The sequence below is a fragment of the Intrasporangium calvum DSM 43043 genome, from assembly GCF_000184685.1.
GTDB lineage: Bacteria > Actinomycetota > Actinomycetes > Actinomycetales > Dermatophilaceae > Intrasporangium > Intrasporangium calvum.
Genome location: NC_014830.1, coordinates 821,324 through 842,135 on the forward strand (window position 1 = coordinate 821,324; position 20,812 = coordinate 842,135).

Below are 20,812 nucleotides of genomic sequence, written 5' to 3' on the forward strand. Positions count from 1 at the left end.
TGACTCCTCGTCGGTCGTCGGTCTGGGTTCTGAGGGAAACCCTAGTCTGGCTCCATGTCGACACCCGATCCGAAGGACCCCGGCCACGTCGCCCATGGGGGCGGACTGCTCGAGTCCGACGTGCCGGCCTCCCCTTACCCCCTGCTGCGGGCCTGGGTCGATGCAGCCCTGGCAGCCGCGGCAGCCCGCGAGGACGTCCCGGAGCCGTCGGCCATGGCCGTGGCGACGGTGGACCCCGACGGTGCTCCGAACGTCCGCACGGTGCTCATGCGGTTCCTCGACGAGCGTGGCCCCGGTTTCGTCACCAACCTCCGATCGACCAAGGCCGACGAGCTCGCCGCGAACCCGCGCATCGCCGCGACCCTGACCTGGCCCTCACTCTTCCGAGCGGTCCGCTTCCGGGGTGTGGCCGAGCTGGTCGACCGCAGAGAGGTCGAGGCATACTTCAGCTCCCGGCCCTACGGCTCCAGGCTGTCCGCGTGGGCCTCGGAGCAGTCGCGGCCGGCGCGGGATCGGGAGGAGCTCAAGGAGCGGTGGGTCGCGGCGCTGGCGCGCTTCCCGGACCGGGGCCGCGTCGATGACGTGCCCGTTCCCGACTTCTGGGGCGGCTATCGCGTCCGATGCGACGAGGTGGAGTTCTGGGCCGGGCGGCGGGACCGCCTCCACGACCGCATCGTCTTCGCTCGGACCGGCCACGGCACCCTCTCCGATGCCGGCTCCTGGGCGCGATCGCGACGACAGCCCTGACGAGTCCGCCCGGCCATGAGATGCACCAGTGGCGGGGGACGAGGCACGGCGCAGCGCACGAACCGGACAAGGAGACAGGGCAGCCCGACCAAGTCGGACTGCCCTGCACTCATCCTGCGTGCGGGTGGGGACGCGACTATCGCGTGGCCACCTCGCACGTTCCGGAAGAAGTCACTTCTCGGATCACCTCCTTCCTTGTTGCTTCCCCCGACCGTACGACGGAGCAGCGGCCGCCGCCAAGGGGTTATCCCGAACCGGTTCGCTCCGCCCCACCCGGCGCCCGTGGGGCGACGCGGACTCGGCCACGGTCCGTGGACCCCGACCGAGGAGGGCGAGCAGGAGGGGGATCTCGACGTAGGCGTGCGGGCTGGTCAGGGCGTCCTGCACCCCGACGCCCAGCGAGTAGTTGCTGACGAGCAGCACCGCGAACACCGCGGCCGCGAGGAAGCCGATGGCCCAGACCCGTGCTCCCGTCAGCCAGGGGAGGCGCTCCTCGAGGTCCGCCGCCGCGTCCGGCGCGTGTCGCGGGAAGAAGACGACCCAGGTGAGCAGGTGCATGGTCTCCAGGAAGGCGAAGACGGCGAGCAGGCGGTTGCCCACCATGGCGCCCTCGCCGCCCGTCTGCTGGACCCCGGCGATCACGCCGTGCCCGTCCCCGACGAGGCTGCGGACGAAGGTGGTGTCCGTCCCGATCCACGCGTCCGCGGCTCCGACGAGGATGAGGACGGGGATGACCAGGGCCCAGCCGACCTGCAGGGCGCGGAACACCCTCCGGGACCGGACCGACGGCAGCCGGCGCGACCAATCCCAGACGAAGGCGACGACTGCGACGAGGTGCAGGTGCACCACGGCGAGGAAGTGCTGCTCGGGCCAGCGCAGCGACGCGACGGCCGCGACGCCGGTCAGCACCCACGCCGACGACCACTGGCCCCGTCCGAGCACCCGGGGTACCGACACGGCGACGATGGCGTACCCGAGGACGATCTCGACGACGTTGCCGGGGCGACCGACCAGCCCGCCGAGGAGTCGGGCGGCGACGATCCCGACGACGAGCAGGGCCACCAGGCGGAGGAACGGTCGACCCAGGCCGAGCGCGAGGCCCGAGAATCGCCCCGCGACGTAGCGCAGTTCGAGCACGGCGTGGAGGACGCCGAGGAGGAGGACGCCGAGGACCACGGTGCTGACCGCCGACATCAGCGAGACCACGAGCGCACCCGTCACGACGGCGAGGAACGAAGCGAAGAGGACGCCCACCCGGGGAGCCGGCCCTGCCGGGCCTGGAACGCTCACGACGCCGAGCCCGCGGCCGTTCGGGCAGCGAGCCCAGCGGCATACGGCCGGCCGGTGGGGTGGCGCTGACGGCGGAGGGACACGTCGTCATCGTTTCCGGCCCGTCCGGTGCCGAGCGAGCGCAGTTGCGCAATCGTTAGGGCGTCGTGCCACGTCCGAGACCGCTGAGCACGAGCGGTCCTCGGCCGGGTGACCACGTCGTGGCCACATGGTGAGACGGTGCCCGCGGAGCCGTAGGGTGCGAAGGATGACCGTGCCCAGCCCGCACGAGCCGGGCCCCAGGGGGACGCTCCGGGCCATCGCGCTGTCGGCGTACGGTCCGACCCTCCTGGCCTCGACCGGTACCGGGGCCATCGCCCCGATCATCGCCGTCTCGGGGCGGGAGCTGGGGGCCTCGGTCGGCGTGGCAGCACTCCTCGTCGCGGCACTCGGACTGGGCACCCTGCTCGGCGACCTGCCCTCAGGTGCGCTCGCCGCACGCATCGGGGAGCGTCCGGCGCTGCTCGTCGCGGCACTCGTCGAGGCGGGTGGCATGCTCGTGTCGGCGACGGCTCGGTCGCTCGCGATGCTCTTCGTCGGGGTCGTCGTCATCGGGCTCGCCGCGTCCCTCTTCGGGCTCGCCCGGCAGGCGTACCTCACCGAAGCCGTCCCCGTCGCCATGCGGGCGCGCGCACTCTCGACGCTGGGAGGAGTGCACCGCATCGGCTACTTCGTCGGGCCGTTCGCCGGGTCGCTCGTCGTCGCTCGGTGGGACGTGGCCGCCGCCTACGTCGTCGGGGTCGTCGCGAGCCTGGCCGCGTTCGTCCTCGTCCTCGTCGCCCCGGACATCACCCGCCGCCAGGGTCTCGGCCCGCGGCCTGCTCGCCAGCGTTCGGTCGCCTCCGTCCTCCTCGAGCACCGGAGGGTGCTGCTGACGCTGGGCGTCGGCGCCATGTGGGTCTCCGGCGCCCGCACCGTCCGGGAGGCCCTCGTGCCGCTGTGGGCAGAGTCGGTGGGTCTGTCGCCCAGCCAGACCGCACTCGTCTTCGGGATCTCCGGAGCCGTCGACATGCTGCTCTTCTATCCCTCGGGCTGGCTGATGGACCGCCACGGCCGGGTCGCCGCAGCCGTGCCCAGCATGCTCGTCCTCGGCCTCGGTATGGCTCTGCTGCCCCTCAGCACGACGCTCGTGGCGGTCACCGCCGCGGCCACGGTCCTCGGGCTCGGCAATGGCCTCGGCGCCGGCCTCATCATGACGCTCGGTGCGGACGCCTCCCCCGTGGAGGGGCGCTCCCAGTTCCTCGGAGGATGGCGCCTGTGCGCGGATGTGGGAAGAGCCGCCGGTCCGCTGGCGTTGTCCGGGTTGAGCGCCGTCATGACGCTCGGGGCGTCGGCCGTCGTCCTCGGGGTCGGTGCGGTGGCTGGTGCGGTGTGGTTGCGCATCTGGGTGCCCCGGCACGACCCGACCCGAGCGTCGCGAGCCATGAAGGATTCTTTGAGAGAGTAGGACCGTGACCGACCTCATCGACACCACCGAGATGTACCTCCGGACGATCTTCGAGCTGGAGGAGGAGGGGATCATCCCGCTCCGGGCACGGATCGCCGAGCGGCTGGGGCACTCCGGGCCCACGGTGTCGCAGACCATCGCGCGCATGGAGCGCGACGGCCTCGTCAGCGTGACGGGGGACCGGCACCTGGACCTCTCGGACGAGGGGCGGCTCATCGCGACGCGGGTCATGCGCAAGCACCGCCTCGCCGAGCGACTCCTCGTCGACGTCATCGGGCTCGAGTGGGAGTACGCCCATGACGAGGCGTGCCGGTGGGAGCACGTCATGTCCGAGAAGGTCGAGCGCAAGATCCTCAGCCTGCTCGGGGACGGGTTGGAGTCGCCCTACGGCAACCCCATCCCCGGCCTGGAGGAGCTGGGCCTCGAGGTCGCCGGTGACTTCCTCAGCGGCCTCGTCGCCTTGACGGAGGCGGCCGGCGAGGAGCCCGTGGCCCTGACGATCCGGCGGATCGGCGAGCCGGTCCAGGTTGATCCCGAGGCGCTGGCCCTGCTGACGTCGGCCGGGCTGATGCCCGGAGAGCGCGTCACGGTCCAGCGCGAGGACGGCCGGATCCTCGCCTGTCGGGAAGGGACGGACCGGTCGACCGGGGTCTCGCTCCCCGAGGACGTCGCGGTCCACGTCTTCGGTCAGCGTGAGAGCGTGCCGACCGCCGGGACGGACCACGCCTGATACCCACTCGGAGAAAGTTGTCCCCAACTCGTGATCAGGACGTGACAACCGCTGGGTGTTTGGATAGTTTGATCGGGCTCGCTCCGCACGGGGAGAGCGCCCTGGGCCGGATCGCCAAGTCCTGCCACCGGACCGGGGGTCGTCTGACACCGCATGGCAGGAGCGGGGGAACCATTCTCCGGGCGTCGAGAGACGCCCTTGGGGTCAAGTCCTCCCGAGGACCTTCGGGTCCGAGCGAGGGCCGGGTAGTACCTCCCACCCGAACCCGACAGCTCACCTCGCAGGCGTCGAGAGGTAGCACGTGGCTCTTAACGTTGCCGGGCGTCACCGCGCCCCGGGTCGCTACAACCCGTTGTCAGAGCTCAAGCTCATCGCCAAGGAGTCCGCGCAGCCGGCCGTGAAGGGTGCCGCGATCGTGGCGGCCTCCGGTGGTCTCGTCGCGACGTTCGCGCAGCCGGCTGCCGCCGATGGCCAGGCCGCCGCACCGGTCAACGCCGCGCCGAGCAGCGCGGCCGTCGTCGGGCCCCAGGCGGCCACGATCAAGGCGGCCAGTGCGCTCAACGCCATCGGCTTCGCCGAGAAGGCCACGACGAAGGCGCAGACCGTCAAGCCGATCGTCATCAAGGACGTCGTCGTCGAGAAGGAACGCGCCGCGCGGGAGGCTGCGCAGGCGGCCGAGCGCGCCGCAGCGGCGCGTAGCGACGCGCAGGACCGGGCCTCCCGCACGACCACCGAGCGAACCCCGATCGCCGACCCGGCGCCGTCCGCCTCAGGAATCGTCGGCATCGCCCAGTCCATGATCGGCGTGCCGTACGTCTACGGCGGCAGCACCCCGAGCGGTTTCGACTGCTCCGGGTTCACCTCCTGGGTCTACCGTCAGGCCGGCATCTCGATCCCGCGCACGGCCTCGCAGCAGCAGGCCTCGGCGACCCGGGTGAGCACGCCGCAGCCCGGTGACCTCGTCTTCTTCGGCTACCCGGCCTACCACGTCGGCATCTACGTCAGCCCCGGTCGGATGATCGACGCGCAGCGTCCCGGGACGGTCGTCGGCTACCACTCGATCTGGACCACCCCGTGGGGCTACGGCCGCTACTGAGCCCCCAGCCCCAAGGGCACCCCGGCACGTCCCGAGCCCCCCACCGTCGCGGTGGGGGGCTCGTCACGTCCGCCCGTCCCCCGCCGAACCGGCTGACGAACCGGCTGACGAACCGCCCGACGTGGGAGACTGAACTGATGACCGACCAGTCCGCTGCCGAGTCCACGACCCCCGTCATCCTCGAGCTCTGGTCGGATCTGGTCTGCCCGTGGTGCTGGATCTCCAAGCGGCGCGTCGAGGCGGCGGTCGCTGCGTTCGAGCGGCCGCATGACGTCACCTTGCGCATGCGTTCCTACGAGCTCGACCCCCTCCTGCCGGTCGGCGAGAGGATGGGCGTCGCCGAGCACCTGGGGCGGAAGTACGGCGGAGGTGTCGAGGGTGGCCGGTTGATGAATGCCCACGTCAGCGACGTCGCCCTCGATGACGGGCTGAGCTTCGACTGGCATCGGGCCGTGCGCGCCAACACGTTCGACGGGCACCGCCTGTGTGCGCTGGCCCTCGAGCTGGGCGGGCCGGCATTGCAGTCCGCTGCCTACGAGCGCTTCCACTCCGCGCACTTCCGCGAGGGACTGCCCATCGACGACCACGGGGTCCTCCAGCGGCTCGCCGCCGAGGCGGGACTCGACGAACGCCGGGTCGCCGCGGTCCTGGCGGGTGACGACTACGCGGCCCGGGTCCGCGAGGACGAGGAGCTCGCCCGCTCCATGGGTGTGACGAGTGTGCCGTTCCTCCTCGCGAACGGCCACGCGGCGACCTCGGGGGCGCGCTCCGTGGAGGACTACCTCGCGTTGCTTCGCGGGGTCGTGACCGAGGGCGTCTGACTCCGCCCGATGGTCGGTCGGCCAACAGCGAGCCACGGGCGGAGGTCGACGAGGGCGCCGCACCAGGCACATCTGCCCTGCGCCGGCCGCGACGGCCACTCCTCGAGGCTCGCCAGCAGGCGCGCCGCGGTCCCCGTGGTGAAGACGTGGGGGCACGCCTCCGTCGGATGCGGGGCCTCGACCATGTCGTGACCGTAGGGCGCGCTGGTGACAGGTCCGTATCCCGCAGGTCCGTATCCCGCAGGTCCGTATGCCGCTGGGCTCGGTTCCCGGGTCAGGGCCCTCCGCGCCGGCTGGGTTCGCCGGACGCGGCGTCGAGGGTGTCGTGGAGCGGGATCACCGTCTGGATGCTGGTCAGCTCGAGCACGGCGCGGATCGGAGCGTCGCGGGGAACGACGAGGGCCAGGTCCTGGCGTCGGTGCCCGAGCCGCTGGGCGAGGCGGAAGAGCATCGCGATGGCGGCGCTGTCGAGATACGTCGTGCCGCGCAGGTCGAGGATCACTCGGGCCGGGTCGTCCGCGAGTTCCGTGGTGATGGCCTGCCTCACCTCGTCGACGTTGGCGAGGTCGATCTCGCCACTGACCTGGACGTGGCGCACGCGGCCGGAGTGTTCGTGTGAGGTGATGTGGGCCACGCGGGTCACCCGCTCTTCCTCGGGCCGATGGTGACGCGGCGGCGCAGGTGCACCACGGTCCCGTCGCCGGTGCGGTCGACGTCGACGGCGTCGGTCAGCGCCTGCATCAGCTGGAGTCCCCACCCGCCACCGCGATCTGAGGGCGCTCGCCACTGGCCGCGGTCACGCACCCACATCTCCAGCAGGTCCTCGTCGAGCCGAGCCTCGAGCTCGAGGTCGCCGGGAGCCGCGGCGTAGGCGTGCTGGACGACGTTGGCGCACGCCTCGCCGCAGGCCACCAGGATGTCGTTCTCGTCGTCCTTGGTCACCCCGGCGTCGCGCAGCCACTGCCGGAGCGAGCCGCGCGCCAGGGACAGCATCCGGGCTTCGGCGGGGACGGTGAGACGCCACGGTCCGGCGACGACTGGCAGGGGCCGTACGGCGATCAGGGCCACGTCGTCGGCGAGGTGGTGCGGCTCGATCATCGTGGTCAGCAGGTGGTCGCAGAGGCGCTCCAGGTCCTCGCCCGCCATCGCTGCGGCGGCGGTGCACAGCCGGTCGAGACCCTCGGTGATCGAGGCGCCGCGCCGCTCCACGAGACCGTCCGTGTACAACAGGAGCGTCGCGCCGGGCTCGAGCCGGTGGACCGACTCCTCGTAGATGGCTTCGGCCGTGACACCGACCGGCGGTGCGAGTCCGACCTTGAGGTAGCTCGCGCCGGTCGCGGAGAAGGCGAGCACGGGCGGGTGGCCGGCGCTCGCGACGCGCAGCCGGCGGGTGCGCGGGTCGAGCACGGCGTAGAGGAGCGTGACCATCTCCGGCATCGGCAGCTGTGACACGAGGCGGTGGACGCTGCGGAGCACGGACGCGGGTGAGGTGTCCTGGAGGGCGTAGACGCGCAGCGCCATCCGCACCTGGGCCATGGTCGCGGCGGCTGAGACGCCGTGACCGGCCACGTCGCCGATCGCGAGCCCGACCTGGCCATCCGGGAGCTGCAGCACGTCGTACCAGTCGCCGCCGATCTGCACGTCGCTCGTCGCCGGCACGTAGCGGGCGGCAACCGCCACACCTGGGACGTCCGGGAGTCGGGCCGGGAGCAGGCTGCGCTGCAGGGTCTCGGCGATGTCGTGCTCCCGTTGGGCCCGGGCCTCCTCGTGGCTCAGCTGTTCCTGCGCCTCGAACCGTTCGCGGATCTCGGTCTCGAGCTGGTCGTTGAGCGCCGAGAGCTCAGCCGTGCGCACCGCCACCCGCGCCTCGAGGTCGGCGGCCGCCGCCTCGAGCGCCCGGGTCGCGGAGTTGCGTTCGCTGACCACGGCCGCCAGGACGAACGAGGCGAGGGCGATCGAGGCGTTGAACGCCTGGAGGGCGAGCATCTGGTCGATCAGCGGCCTGCCTCGGAAGGTGCCGAGGCCGCGGGCGGCCGACCACGTCGTGATGGCTGAGGCGATGAGGGCGGCAGGTGCTGCGGCGCGCAGCTGGTAGCGCCACGCGGCCCAGCCGACGACGGGGAGGGCGAGGAAGAGGACCTGCAAGGTCCGGGCGGCCCACGCCGTGGCGACGACGACGGTGACGAGGATCGCCACCATCTCGGCTGACTGCCGCAGCGGCCAGGACGGCAGGTCCCGCAGGAGGGGCAGGCTCAGCAGGAAGGGCGTCACGATGAGCACGCCCATGGCGTCGCCGGTCCACCAGACCGCCCAGGTCGCGGGCAGCTCTGCGTAGGAGATGGCGTCGGACCACGCGAGGGCGAGGGAGCCGATCAGCGCGCTGATGAGGGTGCTGGCGAGAGCCGCGAGGACGATGCCGAGGGCGTCCCGCTGCCGGTCGAGCTGTCGGCGAAAGCCGATGGCCTCGAGGACGAGGACCGCCACGAGCGGTGCGAGCGTGTTGCCGGCGGCGGTGGCCACGGCGGCGAGCGGTCCGGCGCTGAGCGGGAGGTTGACGGCGAGTGCCGCGGCAGCGACCGCCGGCCAGAGCCAGCGACCGACGACGACGAAGGCGGCCACGGCGATGCCCGTCGGCGGCCACAGGGGCGTGACGTTCTCGCCGACGAGCGAGAGGCTGAGACCCAGGTGCGCCCCGAGGTAGTAGGTCACCGCGGCGGCGACGGACCAGCGGGCGCGCTCGCCCGTCAGCGCGCGCCACCACCCCGCGGGCCCAGAGGTAACCGTCACACGCCGAGCCTAGGGATCCGGGGGCGACTGCACCCGGGTTTGGGGCCAGACGCACTGCGGTCAGCTCGCGCAGCGCCGAGGACCGGCGTCTCTTCGTAGTTCAGCGGGTGCGCGCCGGCGGACTCGACGGCCAGCGCCAGGCGCTCGGGGAAGCGGTCGATGACGATGACCTCGGCCGCTCCGAGCAAGGTCGCGCTGAGCGCCGCGAACTGACCGACCGGCCCGGCTCCCCACACGGCGACCACGTCGCCCGGCTGGATGTCACATTGCTCGGCACACGCTTCCGTTCACGCTCCCGTCGTCGGGAACCGGCTGCGCACGACGCTGGAAGACGGTGCTGCGCGCCTCGAGCCCGTCGGGCAGCGCGTCCGCTGCGCACCACGTCGCCGGTCTCGAGCACCTGCTTGAACCGGCGCAGGTCGTGTCGCACCTGCTGCTCCGGCTCCTCACCGAACAGGGTGGCGACGGCTTGCCCGAGCTTGCCGCCCGGCAGGTCGTAGTGCAGCGCGACGCTCACCTCGGTCCCCCGGTCGCCGGGGGCGGGGGCGAAGTGCACTGTGCCGGAGTTGTCGATGTCGGCGCCGGGGAGGCTGCGCCAGGAGATCCTCGGCAGGTTGGTGAAGTCGCGCCAGAAGGCGTAGACCTCGTCGGGCGGGCGGTTGACGGTGACGGAGGCTCGCAGGGCCAGCGGCCCGGGTCTGCCGCGGCCGTGCTGTCCCGTGCGGGTGCGTGCCCGCTGCACCGCCGCGCCCACTCCCAGTGCTGTGACGGCGAGGGCCGCCGCGCGGCGGCCCCGCGAAGTTGTGCTGCGTCGACGTGTGTGGAGTGCCCATGACTCACCTCTTCCCGGCCCCTGACGCGCCGTGCTCGTCAGCGTTGCGGTCCCTTGGGGTCCTACCCGTTCGGCCGGTCACTGCCACACCGTCGAGCCGGCTGGTCGGGGAGCTCTCTCCGGCCGTATGCCGCTGGGCTCGTCCCGAACGTGTCTGCAGTGGCCGACGGGGCTGGGGAGCGGTCTGCCGTCCATCCGGTGCGAGAGGACGTCAGTGGGGCAGCCGGGTGAAGGTCGGCAGGGTGAGGGTGAAGGTGGACCCGCGGCCGGGCCCGGGGCTGTCGGCCTCGAGGCTGCCCTGGTGGGCGTCGGCGATGGCGCGGCTGATCGTGAGGCCGAGGCCGGATCCGGCGCGGTCGCGGTCCCGTGCGGTGTCGCCGCGGTAGAAGCGCTCGAAGACGTGCGGCAGCTGGTCGGCGCTCATGCCGTCGCCGGTGTCGGCGACGGAGATCTCGACCGTGCCGTCCGAGCTTCGGGCCGAGAGACGGACCGTGCCGCCCGCATGGGAGTGTCGCAGGGCGTTGGCCAGCAGGTTGTCGAGCACCTGCCCGAGCCGTCGGGGGTCGACGTCCACGTCCACGTCGGGTGCGTCGTCGACGTCGGCGAGGAGCTCGACGCCGCGCCGGGCGAAGGCCTCCCGCTTGGCCTGGAACGCGGACCAGAGGAGGTCGCGGACGGGCCGCACCGAGCGCTCGAGGCCGAGCCGGCCCTCCTCGGCCCGGGACACGTCGTCGAGGTCGGCGGCCAAGCGGGCCAGGCGCTCGGTCTGCTCCGTCATGACCCGCTCGGTGTCGGAGCTCCACGTCGTGACGCCGTCACGAAGGCCCTCGCAGTAGACGGTGAGCGTGGCGATCGGGGTCCGGAGCTCGTGCGCGAGGTCGGAGAGGAGTCTGCGCCGGGTGTCCTCGGTCTGCTCGAGCTGGCTCGCCATGAGGTTGAACGCCCGGCCCAGCTCGTCGAACTCGACGCCGGAGCCGAAGTCGCCGACCCGGGCGCCCAGGTGGCCCCGGGACACCTCGCGCGCGGCCTTGGCGAGCGCCCCGAGGGGGGCCTGGAGCCGCCGGGTCACGTACCACGTCACCGCGGCCGCACAGACGAGGGCGAAGGCGAGGGCGACGCCGAGGGACACGAACGCCGAGTCCCGGTAGGCCTCCTCGATGTGGGCGAGCTCGGGGGAGTTGGGGACGTGGCCGGCCTCGAGCATGTGCTGGTGGAACAGTGGCGGTCCGACGAACGCGGCGACGAGGCTGGCTGTGAGGACGCTGGCGCCGAGAACGAGGACCTGGGCGAGCATGAGGCGCGGCGCGAGGCCACGCCCCAACGAAGTCTGGCGGTCGGTGCTCACGTCGCCGCGCCCTGACCCATCCGGTATCCCACACCGCGAACCGTGTCGATGTACCGGGGCGTGGTGGGGTCGTCGCCGAGCTTGCGCCGGATGTGGCCGACGTGGACGTCGACGATGTGCTCGTCACCGACCCACGCGATGTCCCAGACCTCGTCGATGAGCTGCCGCCGGGAGAAGGCGTACTTCGGGCGGGCGGAGAGGACGTCGAGGATGTCGAACTCGGTCCGCGTCAGCAGGACGGCGCTTCCGGCCACCGAGACGCTGCGTCCCGCTGGGTCGATCGTCAGGTCCCCGAAGAGGCGGGCCGGCTCCTCGCGATGGGCCTGGTCGCGCGACGACCCGGCGCCGCGTTGGCGCGGCCTGCGCAGGACGGCCTGGACCCGCGCGACGAGCTCGCGGGCGCTGAAGGGCTTCGTGATGTAGTCGTCGGCCCCGACCGAGAGGCCGATGATCCGGTCCATCTCGTCGCCCCGTGCCGTCAGCATGAGCACGTAGCAGTCGGAGAAGGTGCGGATCTGGCGGCACACCTCGACCCCGTCGAGGCCGGGGAGTCCCAGGTCGAGGACGATGACGTCGGGGTCCAGCGCGCGTGCCATGGACAGGGCGTCGGGCCCGGTGTAGGCCTCGGACACCGAGTAGCCGGCGCGCGCGAGATAGGTGCTGACCATCTGGGCCAGCGCGCGCTCGTCATCGACGACGAGAACGCGACGGGCGGGGGCGGCGGCGTCGGCCGGAGGGGACTGCATGGCGTCAGTCTGCCGCGCCGGAGCGGCCGGCGTCCGCAACTGCCCCGGCTGCGTGGAACTTCGTCAAACCTTCATGGAATCGTCGCGGGGCACAGACAAGCCGGGGCGAGGATGTGACTCAGGAGACATTCCCTCATCGAGAGGAGGCAACCCCATGTGGGGACACGGATGGGACTACGGCGCCGAGTGGTGGATGTGGGGCCTCATGCTCGTGGGCACCATCGGCTTCTGGCTGCTCGTGGCCTACGTCGTGCGCGCCGTGATCCTGGGTCGACGGCCCGAGGGTGACACCTCGGCACCGCGAAACGTCGAGCCGCTCCGGCTGCTCGACGAGCGACTCGCGCGCGGCGAGATCGACATCGAGGAGTACCAGCGCACGAGGAACGTCCTCCGCAACGCCCACTGAGCGTCGTCCGCCGCCTCCCGGGAATGGGTGGGCGGCCCCTGGCTGTTGCCATGAATACCCCCCCAGGGTACCTTGGAGCGAACTGGCGCCAAGGATGGACCGACCCTCAGGAGACGTCATGACGACGCAGACCGTGCTGCACGTCGGTGGGCTGCACTGGGCCACCTCGGAGCCCGCGATCGAGAAGGCGCTGCGGCAGCGACCCGGCGTCACGGCCGTACGGGCGAACGCCCTCTCCCAGACAGCGTCCGTCGAGTTCGACCCCAGCAGAACGAGCGTCGAGCAGCTCGCCGGTTGGGTGCGTGAGTGCGGTTACCACTGCTCAGGGGAGTCGGTCCCGTCGCACGTGTGCCCGGCCCCCGACGCGACCCGGGCTCCCGGACGCGAGCCAGCCCAGCGGCATACGGCAGCCGGGCCCGCCGGCCACGAGGGCCACGATGCCCACGAGGGCCACGAGAGTGGCGGGTCCGCGCTGGCCTCGCCGCACGAGATGATGGGTCACGGTGGCCACGCCGGAATGTCGATGGACGACATGGTCCGCGACATGCGCAACCGCTTCGTCGTCGCTGCCGTGCTGTCCGTGGGCATCATGCTGTGGTCGCCGATGGGGCGGGACATGCTCGGGTTCGGCGTGCCCGCACCGGTCGGCCTGCGCGACGACGTGTGGGCCCTCGTCCTCAGTCTGCCCGTCGTCTTCTACTCCGGCTGGATCTTCTTCGACGGCGCCGTGAGGGCCCTGCGCAACCGCACGCTCGACATGATGGTCCTCGTCGCGGTCGCGATCGCCGCCGGCTGGCTCTACAGCCTCTACGTCACCGTGACCGGCGGGGGAGAGGTGTTCTACGAGGCGGCCGCGATGCTGACCACGTTCGTCCTGCTCGGCCACTGGTTCGAGATGCGGGCCCGCGGCGGCGCGAATGACGCGATCCGCACCCTCATCGACCTCGCCCCGCCGATGGCGACGGTGTTGCGCGACGGCGGGCCGGTCGACGTCCCGACCGCCGAGGTCGTCGTCGGCGACCTCGTCCTCGTTCGCCCCGGCAGCAAGGTGCCGGTCGACGGTGTCGTCGAGGACGGGCAGTCCGACGTGGACGAGTCGATGGTCACGGGCGAGAGCCTTCCGGTGGCGAAGTCCGTCGGGTCCCAGGTGATCGGCGCCTCGATGAACACGACGGGGACGCTTCGGGTGCGCGCGACGAAGGTCGGCTCGGAGACGGCTCTCGCCCAGATCGTCGCCCTCGTCCAGGAGGCGCAGAACTCCAAGGCTCCCGGCCAGCGACTCGCGGACAAGGCGGCCTTCTGGCTCGTCCTCGTCGCCCTGGTCGGTGGACTCGTCACCTTCCTCGCCTGGCTGGGGATCGGCGCCGACGTGCAGGTGGCGTTGCTCTTCGCGATCACCGTCGTCGTGATCACCTGCCCCGACGCCCTGGGCCTCGCGACGCCGACCGCGATCATGGTCGGGACCGGCCTCGGCGCGAAGCGGGGAGTCCTCTTCAAGAACGCCACGGCGCTCGAGAGCTCGGCGCGCATCGACACCGTCGTCATGGACAAGACCGGAACCCTCACCAAGGGTGAGCCCGAGGTGACCGGAGTGGTGACGGAGGGCATCTCAGAGGCCGAGGTGCTGCCGCTCGTGGCCGCCGTGGAGAAGGAGTCCGAGCACCCGCTCGCTGCGGCCGTCGTGTCGTATGCCGCTGAGCGCGGTCTCGCAGACCAGGTCGCCTCACGCTTCCGCAACGTCCCCGGCCACGGTGCCGTCGCGGACGTCGACGGGCGTCGCGTCGTGATCGGCAACCGAAAGCTGATGGCGACCGAGGGTGTGGAGCTCGGCGGGCTGCTGGCTCAGAGTGACGAGCTCGCCTCCGCCGGGCACACGGCGGTGCTCGTGGGCGTGGACGGCGTCGGGGTCGCGGTGATCGGCCTCGCGGACGCCGCGCGGGAGACCTCGGCCGAGGCGGTCCGCTCCCTGCACGAGCTGGGCGTGCGCGTCGTGATGCTCTCGGGGGACAACCGGGCCACCGCTGAGCGCATCGCCGGGCAGCTCGGCATCGACACCGTCATCGCGGAGGTGCTCCCGGGTGACAAGGCGGCCAGGATCGCCGAGCTCCAGCAGGAGGGCCGGTCCGTGGCCATGGTCGGTGACGGCGTCAACGACGCGCCGGCCCTGGCGCAGGCGGATGTCGGCATCGCGATCGGAGCCGGCACCGACGTCGCCATCGAGACGGCTGACGTGGTGCTGATGCGCTCGGATCCCCTGGACGTGCCGACCGCGCTCCGGGTCGGACGCGGGACGCTGCGCAAGATGCGGCAGAACCTCGGCTGGGCGGTCGGCTACAACACGATCGCCCTCCCGATTGCGGCGGGAGTCTTCGCAGGGTGGGGGCTGACGTTGCGTCCTGAGGTCGCGGCCCTGTCGATGTCGGGGTCGAGCCTCATCGTCGCGGTGAACGCCCTGCTGCTCCGGCGGCTGCCACTGCCCACGCCGGCGGCTTCACCAGACCTTCATGGACCCTTCGTCGAACGGTGAACCTCGTCGGCGAGAGTGGTGCCGTGAACCAGCAGCAGCTCTCAGCCCACCGTCCGACCCGATCCCGTCGCCGCCTCGCCTGGGTCGCCGCAGGAATGGCCTCGCTCGTGCTCGTCGCCGGCTGTGCCAGCGGCGCGGACGACCCGGGCACCGCGGCTCCGGGCGCACCCGCTGCAGCAGCGGTTGCCGGCTCCGAAGCCGAGGCGATCCTCGCCAAGCTCGGGATGTCCGGGCGCAGCGCCACGGACGTCGTGACCGGCCTCGACCAGGCGACCGACCGCAACAAGGACATCTTCGCGTCGGTCCGCTACGACAAGCTCGTCCTCAAGGACGGTGGGACCGAGACCGAGGTCGCCCTTCCCGGCGACAAGTTCTACCTCTCCGTCGCGCCCTACGTGAACCAGACGCACGACTGCTTCTACCACAGCCTGACCACCTGCACCGGCGAGCTCGCTGGACAGGACGTCGACGTCAAGATCGTCGACTCGGCCGGTAAGACCTTGGTGGAGGGTCCGCAGAAGATCTACGCCAACGGCTTCGTCGGCTTCTGGCTGCCGCGCGACATCAAGGGCACCATCACCGTGACGCAGGCGGGACGGACGGCCACGTCGGCGATCTCCACCGACAAGGAAGCGGCGACCTGCCTCGCCACGCTCAAGCTCATCTGAGCCACGTCGCTCTCCCAGACCGGGAACACGCCCAGTACGGTTCGGTAATCCACCGGGCGAGTCCCGTTGAGGGCCATACTGAGTCGCATCAGCTGAACCCCAGAGAGGAACTCGCATGGCAAGCCGTACCGCAAGGACCCTCGGCATGATCGTCGCCATCGTCGGCATCCTGATGATCGTCGCCGGCGGCGTCACGTACTACATGGTTCACAACGAACTCAAGGCTGCGAAGATCACCGTCGCGGAGGATTCCTCGATGCTCGCCGGCGACAAGGTGGATGGCCCCTTCTCGGCCTATGCCCAGGCCCAGGTCATCGACAAGCACGCGCTCGAGGCCACCGGTGGCAAGACCTACGCGCAGCTGGACCGTGAGGACCCGCTGCGTCAGACGGCGATGTCGGCGTCGTTCCTGCGAGCCTCCCTCTTCACCTCGGTCGTCGCCTTCGGTGTCGCCGCGATGGCCATGGGGATCGGACTGGTGCTGCTCCTCATCGGTTGGGCGCTGATGAGCCTCAGCCGACGGGACGTCGTCCACGACCGGGCTCCGGCCGCGACGGTCTGATCCGGGAATGAGCGCCCACCCGCCGGCCGCGGGTGAGCAGGAGGGCGGTGCCAGCTCCGGCTGGCACCGCCCTTCGCGGTGCTGGCCCCGCGTCAGTCAGTGGCGAACACCTGCGGCGAGCTGGTCTTGAGGTGGGTGCGGAGCCACTTGGCGGTGCCCTCCGCCTCCTCACGGTAGGACGTGGCGACCTGCTCCAGGTTCGCCTGCCGGGCGGCCTTCGCGGCCTGCAGCAGGATCACCCAGCTGATCTCGGCACGCTGGGCCATGAGGTAGGCGTCCCGGAGGTCGATGACGAGCATCATCCCGGTGGCCTCCGAGCGCCCGAGGACCGTGCTGGCCATGCGGCGGAGCGTGTCCGCCGCTCCTCCGGGCGACGTTCCCGCCTCTGAGTCGGGAAGGGAGGCGCCCAGGTCCTCGGCAAAGGGCGTGAGCTTCGCGAGGTGCTCCCGGCAGCGCTCCGCCAGGGCGTGTGACATGTGATAGACGTCGTGCTCGGTCGCATGACGTCCGCCCAACGTCGCCAGTGTCTTTGCGAGGCCCTCCTCGGCCTCCCGGACGAGGCCCACTGCCTTGTCGAGCTTCATGACGTCATCTTCTTGACACTGACGGCGGCGAGCTTGACCTGCGGCTGCTTGGAGACCGGGTCCCAGGCGGTCAAGGTCAGCTCGTTCGCCGCGGTCGGGTGGGCCTGCTCGGGGGCGTCGCTTGACGACGTGTCGCCGAGTCGGTCCCGGTAGCCGTAGTGGAAGGGCGCGAACACCACCCCTTCGCGGGAGCCGGTGAGCCGGGCCGGAGCCTCGAGGTGCCCGCGAGCCGACTCGACGCGGACCAGGTCGCCCTCGACGATGCCGAGCGCCTCCGCGTCAGCGGCGGCCAGCTCGACCCACGGACGCGGTGCCGCATCCTGGAGCTGCCGGGCCCGGCCCGTCTTCGTGCGGGTGTGGAAGTGGTACGTCGTTCGGCCGCTCGTGAAGAGGAACGGGCGCTCCTCGCTCGGCGGTTCGTGCGGCGGGTGGTGGTGGGCCGCCTTGAGGATCGCGCGGCCCGCCGCGCCGAGGTCGGCGTGGTCCTTGCGCTCGAAGGCCGCCCCCGTCGTCAAGTCATGGCCGTAGTCCTCGCAGTACGCGGTGTCGGTGTTGAACCGATGGTCGGTGTAGAGCCGCTCCGTCCCCTCGGGTGCCGACTCGGTGCAGGGCCACTGGATCCCCGAGCCGCCGCGCAGCTTGGCGTAGCTCAGCCCGCTGTAGTCGCAGGGGCGTCCCCGCGTGACCTCCTTGAAGGCCTCGAAGCACTCCTCCGGTGTACTCCACTTGACCAACGGCTGACCGTCCTTGTCCTGCAGACCCAGCCCAGCGGCATACGACAGGAAGATCTCGAGGTCGGGCTTGGCCTCTCCCGGCGGCTGGACCGCACGCTCGGAGAGGTGCACGGTCCGATCGTGGTTCGTGTACGTGCCCACCTTCTCGCCCCACAGGGCGGCCGGCAGCACGACGTCCGCCAAGGCTGCGGTCTCGGTCAGGAACGCGTCACTCACCACGAGGAAGAGCCTGTCCTGCTTGAGGATCGAGCGGATCCGGTGCAGCTCCGGGAGCGAGACCGCGGGGTTCGTGCCCGACACCCAGAGGAATCGGATCGACCCCTCTTCGGCGTAGCGCATGATCTGCATGATGTGCGTCGGCGGAGCCCAGGAGGGGATCTGGGCGGGCTCGACGTTCCACAGCCGAGCCAGGTCGGCCACATGCTGGGGGTTCTGCCAGTTCCGCATGCCGACGAGGTCGCCGTCCGCGCCGGTCTCCCGGGTGTTCTGCGCGGTCGGCTGTCCGTTCAGCTGGAAGACCGAGCACCCCGGCTTGCCGATCATGCCGCGGAGCAGGGTGATGTTGTTGACCTGGCAGGCGGAGGCCGTCGCCTCGTGGGACTGGTAGACGCCCTGGAGGCAGGTGGACACGAGGCGCTGCGCTTCGCCGATGACCCGGGCCGCGCGCTCGATGTCCGCTGCCGCCACCCCGCAGATCCCCGCCACCGTGTCGGGGTCGTAGGCCGCGACGACCTCCGCGAGACGGTCGAAGCCGATCGTGTGCTGGTCCACGAAGTCGGTGTCGACCATGCCGTTGCGGATGAGCGCGGCCTGGATGCCGTTCAGCAGCGCGAGGTTGGTGCCGGGCCTGACGGCCAGGTGGACCTCGGCTCGTTCGGCCACCGCCGTGCGGCGCGGGTCGACGACGACGAGCCGCGGTGGCTCCGGTCCCTCGAGCCGGTCGAGCACCCGCGCCCAGAGCACGGTGTGCGTCTCGGCCATGTTGTGGCCCACGAGGAAGAGGGTGTCGCAGAGATCGAAGTCGGCGAGGCTGCCCGGGTCCCCATCGGTGCCGAAGGACTCCTTGAGGGCGAAGTCCGACGTCGCGGTGCAGAGCCGGGTGTTCGCGTCGAGGTGTGGTGTGCCGATGCCGCCGCGGACGATGAGGCCCAAGGTGTAGTAGTCCTCCAGGAAGAGCTGCCCGCTCGTGAAGAAGCCCATCCCGAGTGGCCCGTGACGTCTGAGGACCTCGCGGCTGCGCTCGACCACGAGGTTCATCGCTTCGTCCCACGAGGCCGCCCGCAGCTCGCCACCGTCCCGGACCAGAGGAGTGGTGAGGCGGTCCGGCGACCGGTTCGCCTGCCACCCGAAGAGGCCCTTGGGGCCGAGTCTCCCGTGGTTGACCCGGTCCTGCTCACGGCCCCGGACCCCGACCATCCGGCCACCCTGGACCGCGATGTCGATGCCGCAGCCGTTCGAACACAGGACACAGGCGGACTGATGCCATTCGACGTCCGACTCCCGGACGCCCTCGTCCAGGTACATGTCGACCCGGGCGGGCCACGGGTCCCCCGGCAGGTGTGGGGTCCGCGGCCCCCAGACGTCCTCGATGCGGTTGATGCTCATCGAACGAACCTCCTCCTGCTCCTGTTGCTGCTCCTGCGGCTGGGCCGCGTCAGACTCGTGCGCTCACCCGGCCTCGGCGGACGTGGATGCGGCGGTGACGCCCGTCTGCCGTCATGCCGGGGACTTACCCGCGCGGCTCAAGACACGAACGCGGGTGGAACGCCCGTTCGGCGCACTGCCGATTGGGCGGCGGCGCTGAGGGAACATGAGGAGTATGGGCGGTTCGCAGCACGACGAGATCGAGCGGAAGTACGACGTGGAAGCGGGGACCGTCTTCCCCAACCTGGCCGAGGTTGAGGGCGTGGCACACGTGGGTCAGCCCGAGGAGCTCGATCTCGAGGCGGTGTACTTCGACACGGCCGATCTCGACCTGGCTCGCCACGGGGTCACGCTGCGGCGTCGCACCGGCGGGCACGATGCAGGCTGGCACCTCAAGCTGCCCAGAGTGAGTGACACCCGAACGGAGGTGCACGAACCGCTCGGGGACGCCGGGGAGCAGGTGCCGGACGCGCTCGTCGCCCCCATTCGCGCCATGGTGCGGGACCGGCCACTCCAACCGGTGGTCCGCCTCGCCACGGCGCGCCGCGAGTACGCCCTCCACGACGCCGCGGGAGGTGTCATCGCCACCGTCTGCGACGACCAGGTGCGCGCCGAACGGCTCGACGGGACAGGGGGACCCGGCTCGCGCGACAGCCTCGTCCAATCCTGGCGGGAGTGGGAGCTGGAGCTCGACCAGGGGGTGGAGGCGCTGCTCGACGTCGTCGAGGAGCAGCTGCTTGCGGCAGGCGCCGCACCAGCTGCCTCGGGGTCGAAGCTGCTCCGCGCGCTCGGTGATCTGCCGCCCGCCGAGCCGCCCGGCTCGGAGCACGCACCGACGGGATCGGCGCGCGCACTCTTCTCTGCCCACCTCGCCGAGCACACCGCCAAGCTGCACAGGCAGGATTCCGCGGTGCGGGCGGGCCGTCCTGAGGGCATCCACAAGCTTCGGATCGCCGGGCGGCGACTCCGCTCGGCCCTCGCGACGTGGCGTCCACAGCTCGACGGAGCGGCCACCGAGCCGGTGCGGGACGAGCTGCGCTGGCTCGGCGAGCAGCTGGCCCCGGCTCGCGACGCGCAGGTCCTCCGCGAGCACCTCGCCGAGGTCCTGTCCGACCAGCCGGCGGAGCTGGTCGTCGGCTCGGTGGCCGCCCGCATCGACGACGAGCTGGGAGCGGCCTACCTCGCCGGTCGCGATCGTGCGGTGGAGGCGCTGGACGGCGACCGCTACCTCCGGCTGCTCGACGCCCTCGACCGGCTCATCGAGTCCCCGCCTCTGACATCCGGGAGTGAGGAGGCGGCCGAGCAGGTCGTGAAGGGACTGCTGCGCCGGGACGCCAAGCGGCTGCGGCGGGCGGTCCGTGACATCGATGCGGCAGGGGAACCCGGCGAGCGCGACGTCGCCTTCCACGAGGCCCGCAAGAAGGCCAAGCGCCTCCGGTATGCGGGTGAGATGGCCCGGCCGGTCCTCGGGAAGAAGGCCCGCTCCCTGGCAGCCTCCGCCAAGAAGGTGCAGGAGGCCCTGGGTGTCCACCAGGACTCCGTCGTCGCTCGCGAACGGCTGCGAGAGCTCGGGATGCAGGCGCACCTCGGCGGTGAGAACGCCTTCACGTTCGGGCGGCTGCACGGTGTGGAGGAGGCGCGCGCCGTCAGGGCCGAGGCCGACTTCGACCGGGCCTGGAAGCGGCTCCGGCGCAAGCACCTGAACCACTGGCTGGGCTAGGTCGCAGTTGCGGCCCATCCTGCCGTCGACCCCGCCGGGGGAGCTGCAGGGCCCCGCACTACCGTGGTGAGCAACGAGAGGAGTTCG

At 71.5% G+C, this 20,812-nt stretch carries 18 protein-coding genes and 1 riboswitch; of the genes, 10 read left to right on the forward strand and 8 right to left on the reverse strand.

The window, feature by feature from the left end; translation table 11 throughout:
- Positions 1-54: 54 nt before the first annotated feature.
- Positions 55-747 carry a pyridoxamine 5'-phosphate oxidase gene (gene pdxH / locus INTCA_RS03795; RefSeq protein ID WP_013491616.1) on the forward strand — a complete coding sequence of 231 codons (693 nt, stop codon included), beginning with the start codon at positions 55-57 and terminating at the stop codon, positions 745-747.
- Between the two features lie 183 nt (positions 748-930).
- On the opposite strand, the gene INTCA_RS03800 is transcribed toward pdxH, so the two are convergent.
- Positions 931-2,037, reverse strand: a complete 1,107-nt coding sequence (locus INTCA_RS03800; protein ID WP_148236465.1) for a hypothetical protein — start codon at positions 2,035-2,037, stop codon at positions 931-933.
- A 247-nt stretch (positions 2,038-2,284) separates the two neighbouring features.
- On the opposite strand from INTCA_RS03800, the gene INTCA_RS03805 reads away from it, so the two are divergent.
- The 4 genes from INTCA_RS03805 (at position 2,285) to INTCA_RS03820 (ending at position 6,170) form a co-directional block, all read left to right on the forward strand.
- Positions 2,285-3,523: an MFS transporter gene (locus INTCA_RS03805; protein WP_041307235.1), complete on the forward strand. Its 1,239-nt coding sequence runs from the start codon at positions 2,285-2,287 to the stop codon at positions 3,521-3,523.
- Between the two features lie 4 nt (positions 3,524-3,527).
- Entirely contained in the window at positions 3,528-4,253 is a 726-nt protein-coding gene (locus tag INTCA_RS03810; RefSeq protein WP_013491619.1) for an iron-dependent transcriptional repressor DtxR, read from the forward strand.
- A gap of 137 nt (positions 4,254-4,390) precedes the next feature.
- Positions 4,391-4,556, forward strand: a riboswitch (cyclic di-AMP (ydaO/yuaA leader).
- Positions 4,555-5,349, forward strand: a complete 795-nt coding sequence (locus INTCA_RS20435) for a C40 family peptidase (RefSeq protein ID WP_013491620.1) — start codon at positions 4,555-4,557, stop codon at positions 5,347-5,349. It overlaps the preceding riboswitch by 2 nt.
- A gap of 137 nt (positions 5,350-5,486) precedes the next feature.
- Positions 5,487-6,170, forward strand: coding sequence for a DsbA family oxidoreductase (locus INTCA_RS03820; protein ID WP_013491621.1), 684 nt, complete (start codon positions 5,487-5,489; stop codon positions 6,168-6,170).
- A gap of 274 nt (positions 6,171-6,444) precedes the next feature.
- On the opposite strand, the gene INTCA_RS03825 is transcribed toward INTCA_RS03820, so the two are convergent.
- The 5 genes from INTCA_RS03825 to INTCA_RS03845 all read right to left on the reverse strand — a co-directional run bounded on the left by INTCA_RS03825 (position 6,445) and on the right by INTCA_RS03845 (position 11,880).
- The gene (locus tag INTCA_RS03825; RefSeq protein WP_013491622.1) at positions 6,445-6,813 is read right to left on the reverse strand and encodes an STAS domain-containing protein; all 369 of its coding nucleotides are present in this window, start codon (positions 6,811-6,813) and stop codon (positions 6,445-6,447) included.
- Positions 6,810-8,957 (reverse strand): ATP-binding SpoIIE family protein phosphatase, encoded by a 2,148-nt coding sequence (locus INTCA_RS03830; RefSeq protein WP_013491623.1) that lies wholly within the window; start codon positions 8,955-8,957, stop codon positions 6,810-6,812. The genes INTCA_RS03825 and INTCA_RS03830 overlap by 4 nt, the downstream gene beginning before the upstream one ends.
- 100 nt (positions 8,958-9,057) lie before the next feature.
- Positions 9,058-9,699, reverse strand: a complete 642-nt coding sequence (locus tag INTCA_RS20525) for an SRPBCC family protein (RefSeq protein ID WP_052337965.1) — start codon at positions 9,697-9,699, stop codon at positions 9,058-9,060.
- 301 nt (positions 9,700-10,000) lie between these two features.
- Positions 10,001-11,134 (reverse strand): sensor histidine kinase, encoded by a 1,134-nt coding sequence (locus INTCA_RS03840; RefSeq protein ID WP_013491624.1) that lies wholly within the window; start codon positions 11,132-11,134, stop codon positions 10,001-10,003.
- A complete protein-coding gene (locus tag INTCA_RS03845) occupies positions 11,131-11,880 on the reverse strand; it encodes a response regulator transcription factor (protein WP_013491625.1) in 750 nt (249 codons plus the stop codon). Before INTCA_RS03845 ends, INTCA_RS03840 begins: the two co-directional genes overlap by 4 nt.
- Before the next feature lie 154 nt (positions 11,881-12,034).
- Between INTCA_RS03845 and INTCA_RS03850 the strand changes: the two genes are divergently transcribed.
- The 4 genes from INTCA_RS03850 to INTCA_RS03865 all read left to right on the forward strand — a co-directional run bounded on the left by INTCA_RS03850 (position 12,035) and on the right by INTCA_RS03865 (position 16,043).
- Entirely contained in the window at positions 12,035-12,286 is a 252-nt protein-coding gene (locus tag INTCA_RS03850) for an SHOCT domain-containing protein (protein WP_013491626.1), read from the forward strand.
- A 118-nt stretch (positions 12,287-12,404) separates the two neighbouring features.
- Positions 12,405-14,813 (forward strand): heavy metal translocating P-type ATPase, encoded by a 2,409-nt coding sequence (locus INTCA_RS03855; protein WP_013491627.1) that lies wholly within the window; start codon positions 12,405-12,407, stop codon positions 14,811-14,813.
- A 23-nt stretch (positions 14,814-14,836) separates the two neighbouring features.
- Positions 14,837-15,481 carry a CueP family metal-binding protein gene (locus tag INTCA_RS03860; RefSeq protein WP_234423920.1) on the forward strand — a complete coding sequence of 215 codons (645 nt, stop codon included), beginning with the start codon at positions 14,837-14,839 and terminating at the stop codon, positions 15,479-15,481.
- Between the two features lie 115 nt (positions 15,482-15,596).
- A complete protein-coding gene (locus INTCA_RS03865) occupies positions 15,597-16,043 on the forward strand; it encodes a hypothetical protein (RefSeq protein ID WP_013491629.1) in 447 nt (148 codons plus the stop codon).
- Between the two features lie 92 nt (positions 16,044-16,135).
- Here INTCA_RS03865 and INTCA_RS03870 read toward each other — a convergent pair whose 3' ends face one another.
- Both INTCA_RS03870 and INTCA_RS03875 read right to left on the reverse strand, forming a co-directional pair.
- Positions 16,136-16,627 carry a hypothetical protein gene (locus INTCA_RS03870; RefSeq protein WP_013491630.1) on the reverse strand — a complete coding sequence of 164 codons (492 nt, stop codon included), beginning with the start codon at positions 16,625-16,627 and terminating at the stop codon, positions 16,136-16,138.
- A complete protein-coding gene (locus tag INTCA_RS03875; protein ID WP_013491631.1) occupies positions 16,624-18,966 on the reverse strand; it encodes a molybdopterin oxidoreductase family protein in 2,343 nt (780 codons plus the stop codon). Before INTCA_RS03875 ends, INTCA_RS03870 begins: the two co-directional genes overlap by 4 nt.
- A 214-nt stretch (positions 18,967-19,180) precedes the next feature.
- Between INTCA_RS03875 and INTCA_RS03880 the strand changes: the two genes are divergently transcribed.
- The gene (locus tag INTCA_RS03880; RefSeq protein WP_041307237.1) at positions 19,181-20,725 is read left to right on the forward strand and encodes a CYTH and CHAD domain-containing protein; all 1,545 of its coding nucleotides are present in this window, start codon (positions 19,181-19,183) and stop codon (positions 20,723-20,725) included.
- Positions 20,726-20,812 lie beyond the last annotated feature (87 nt).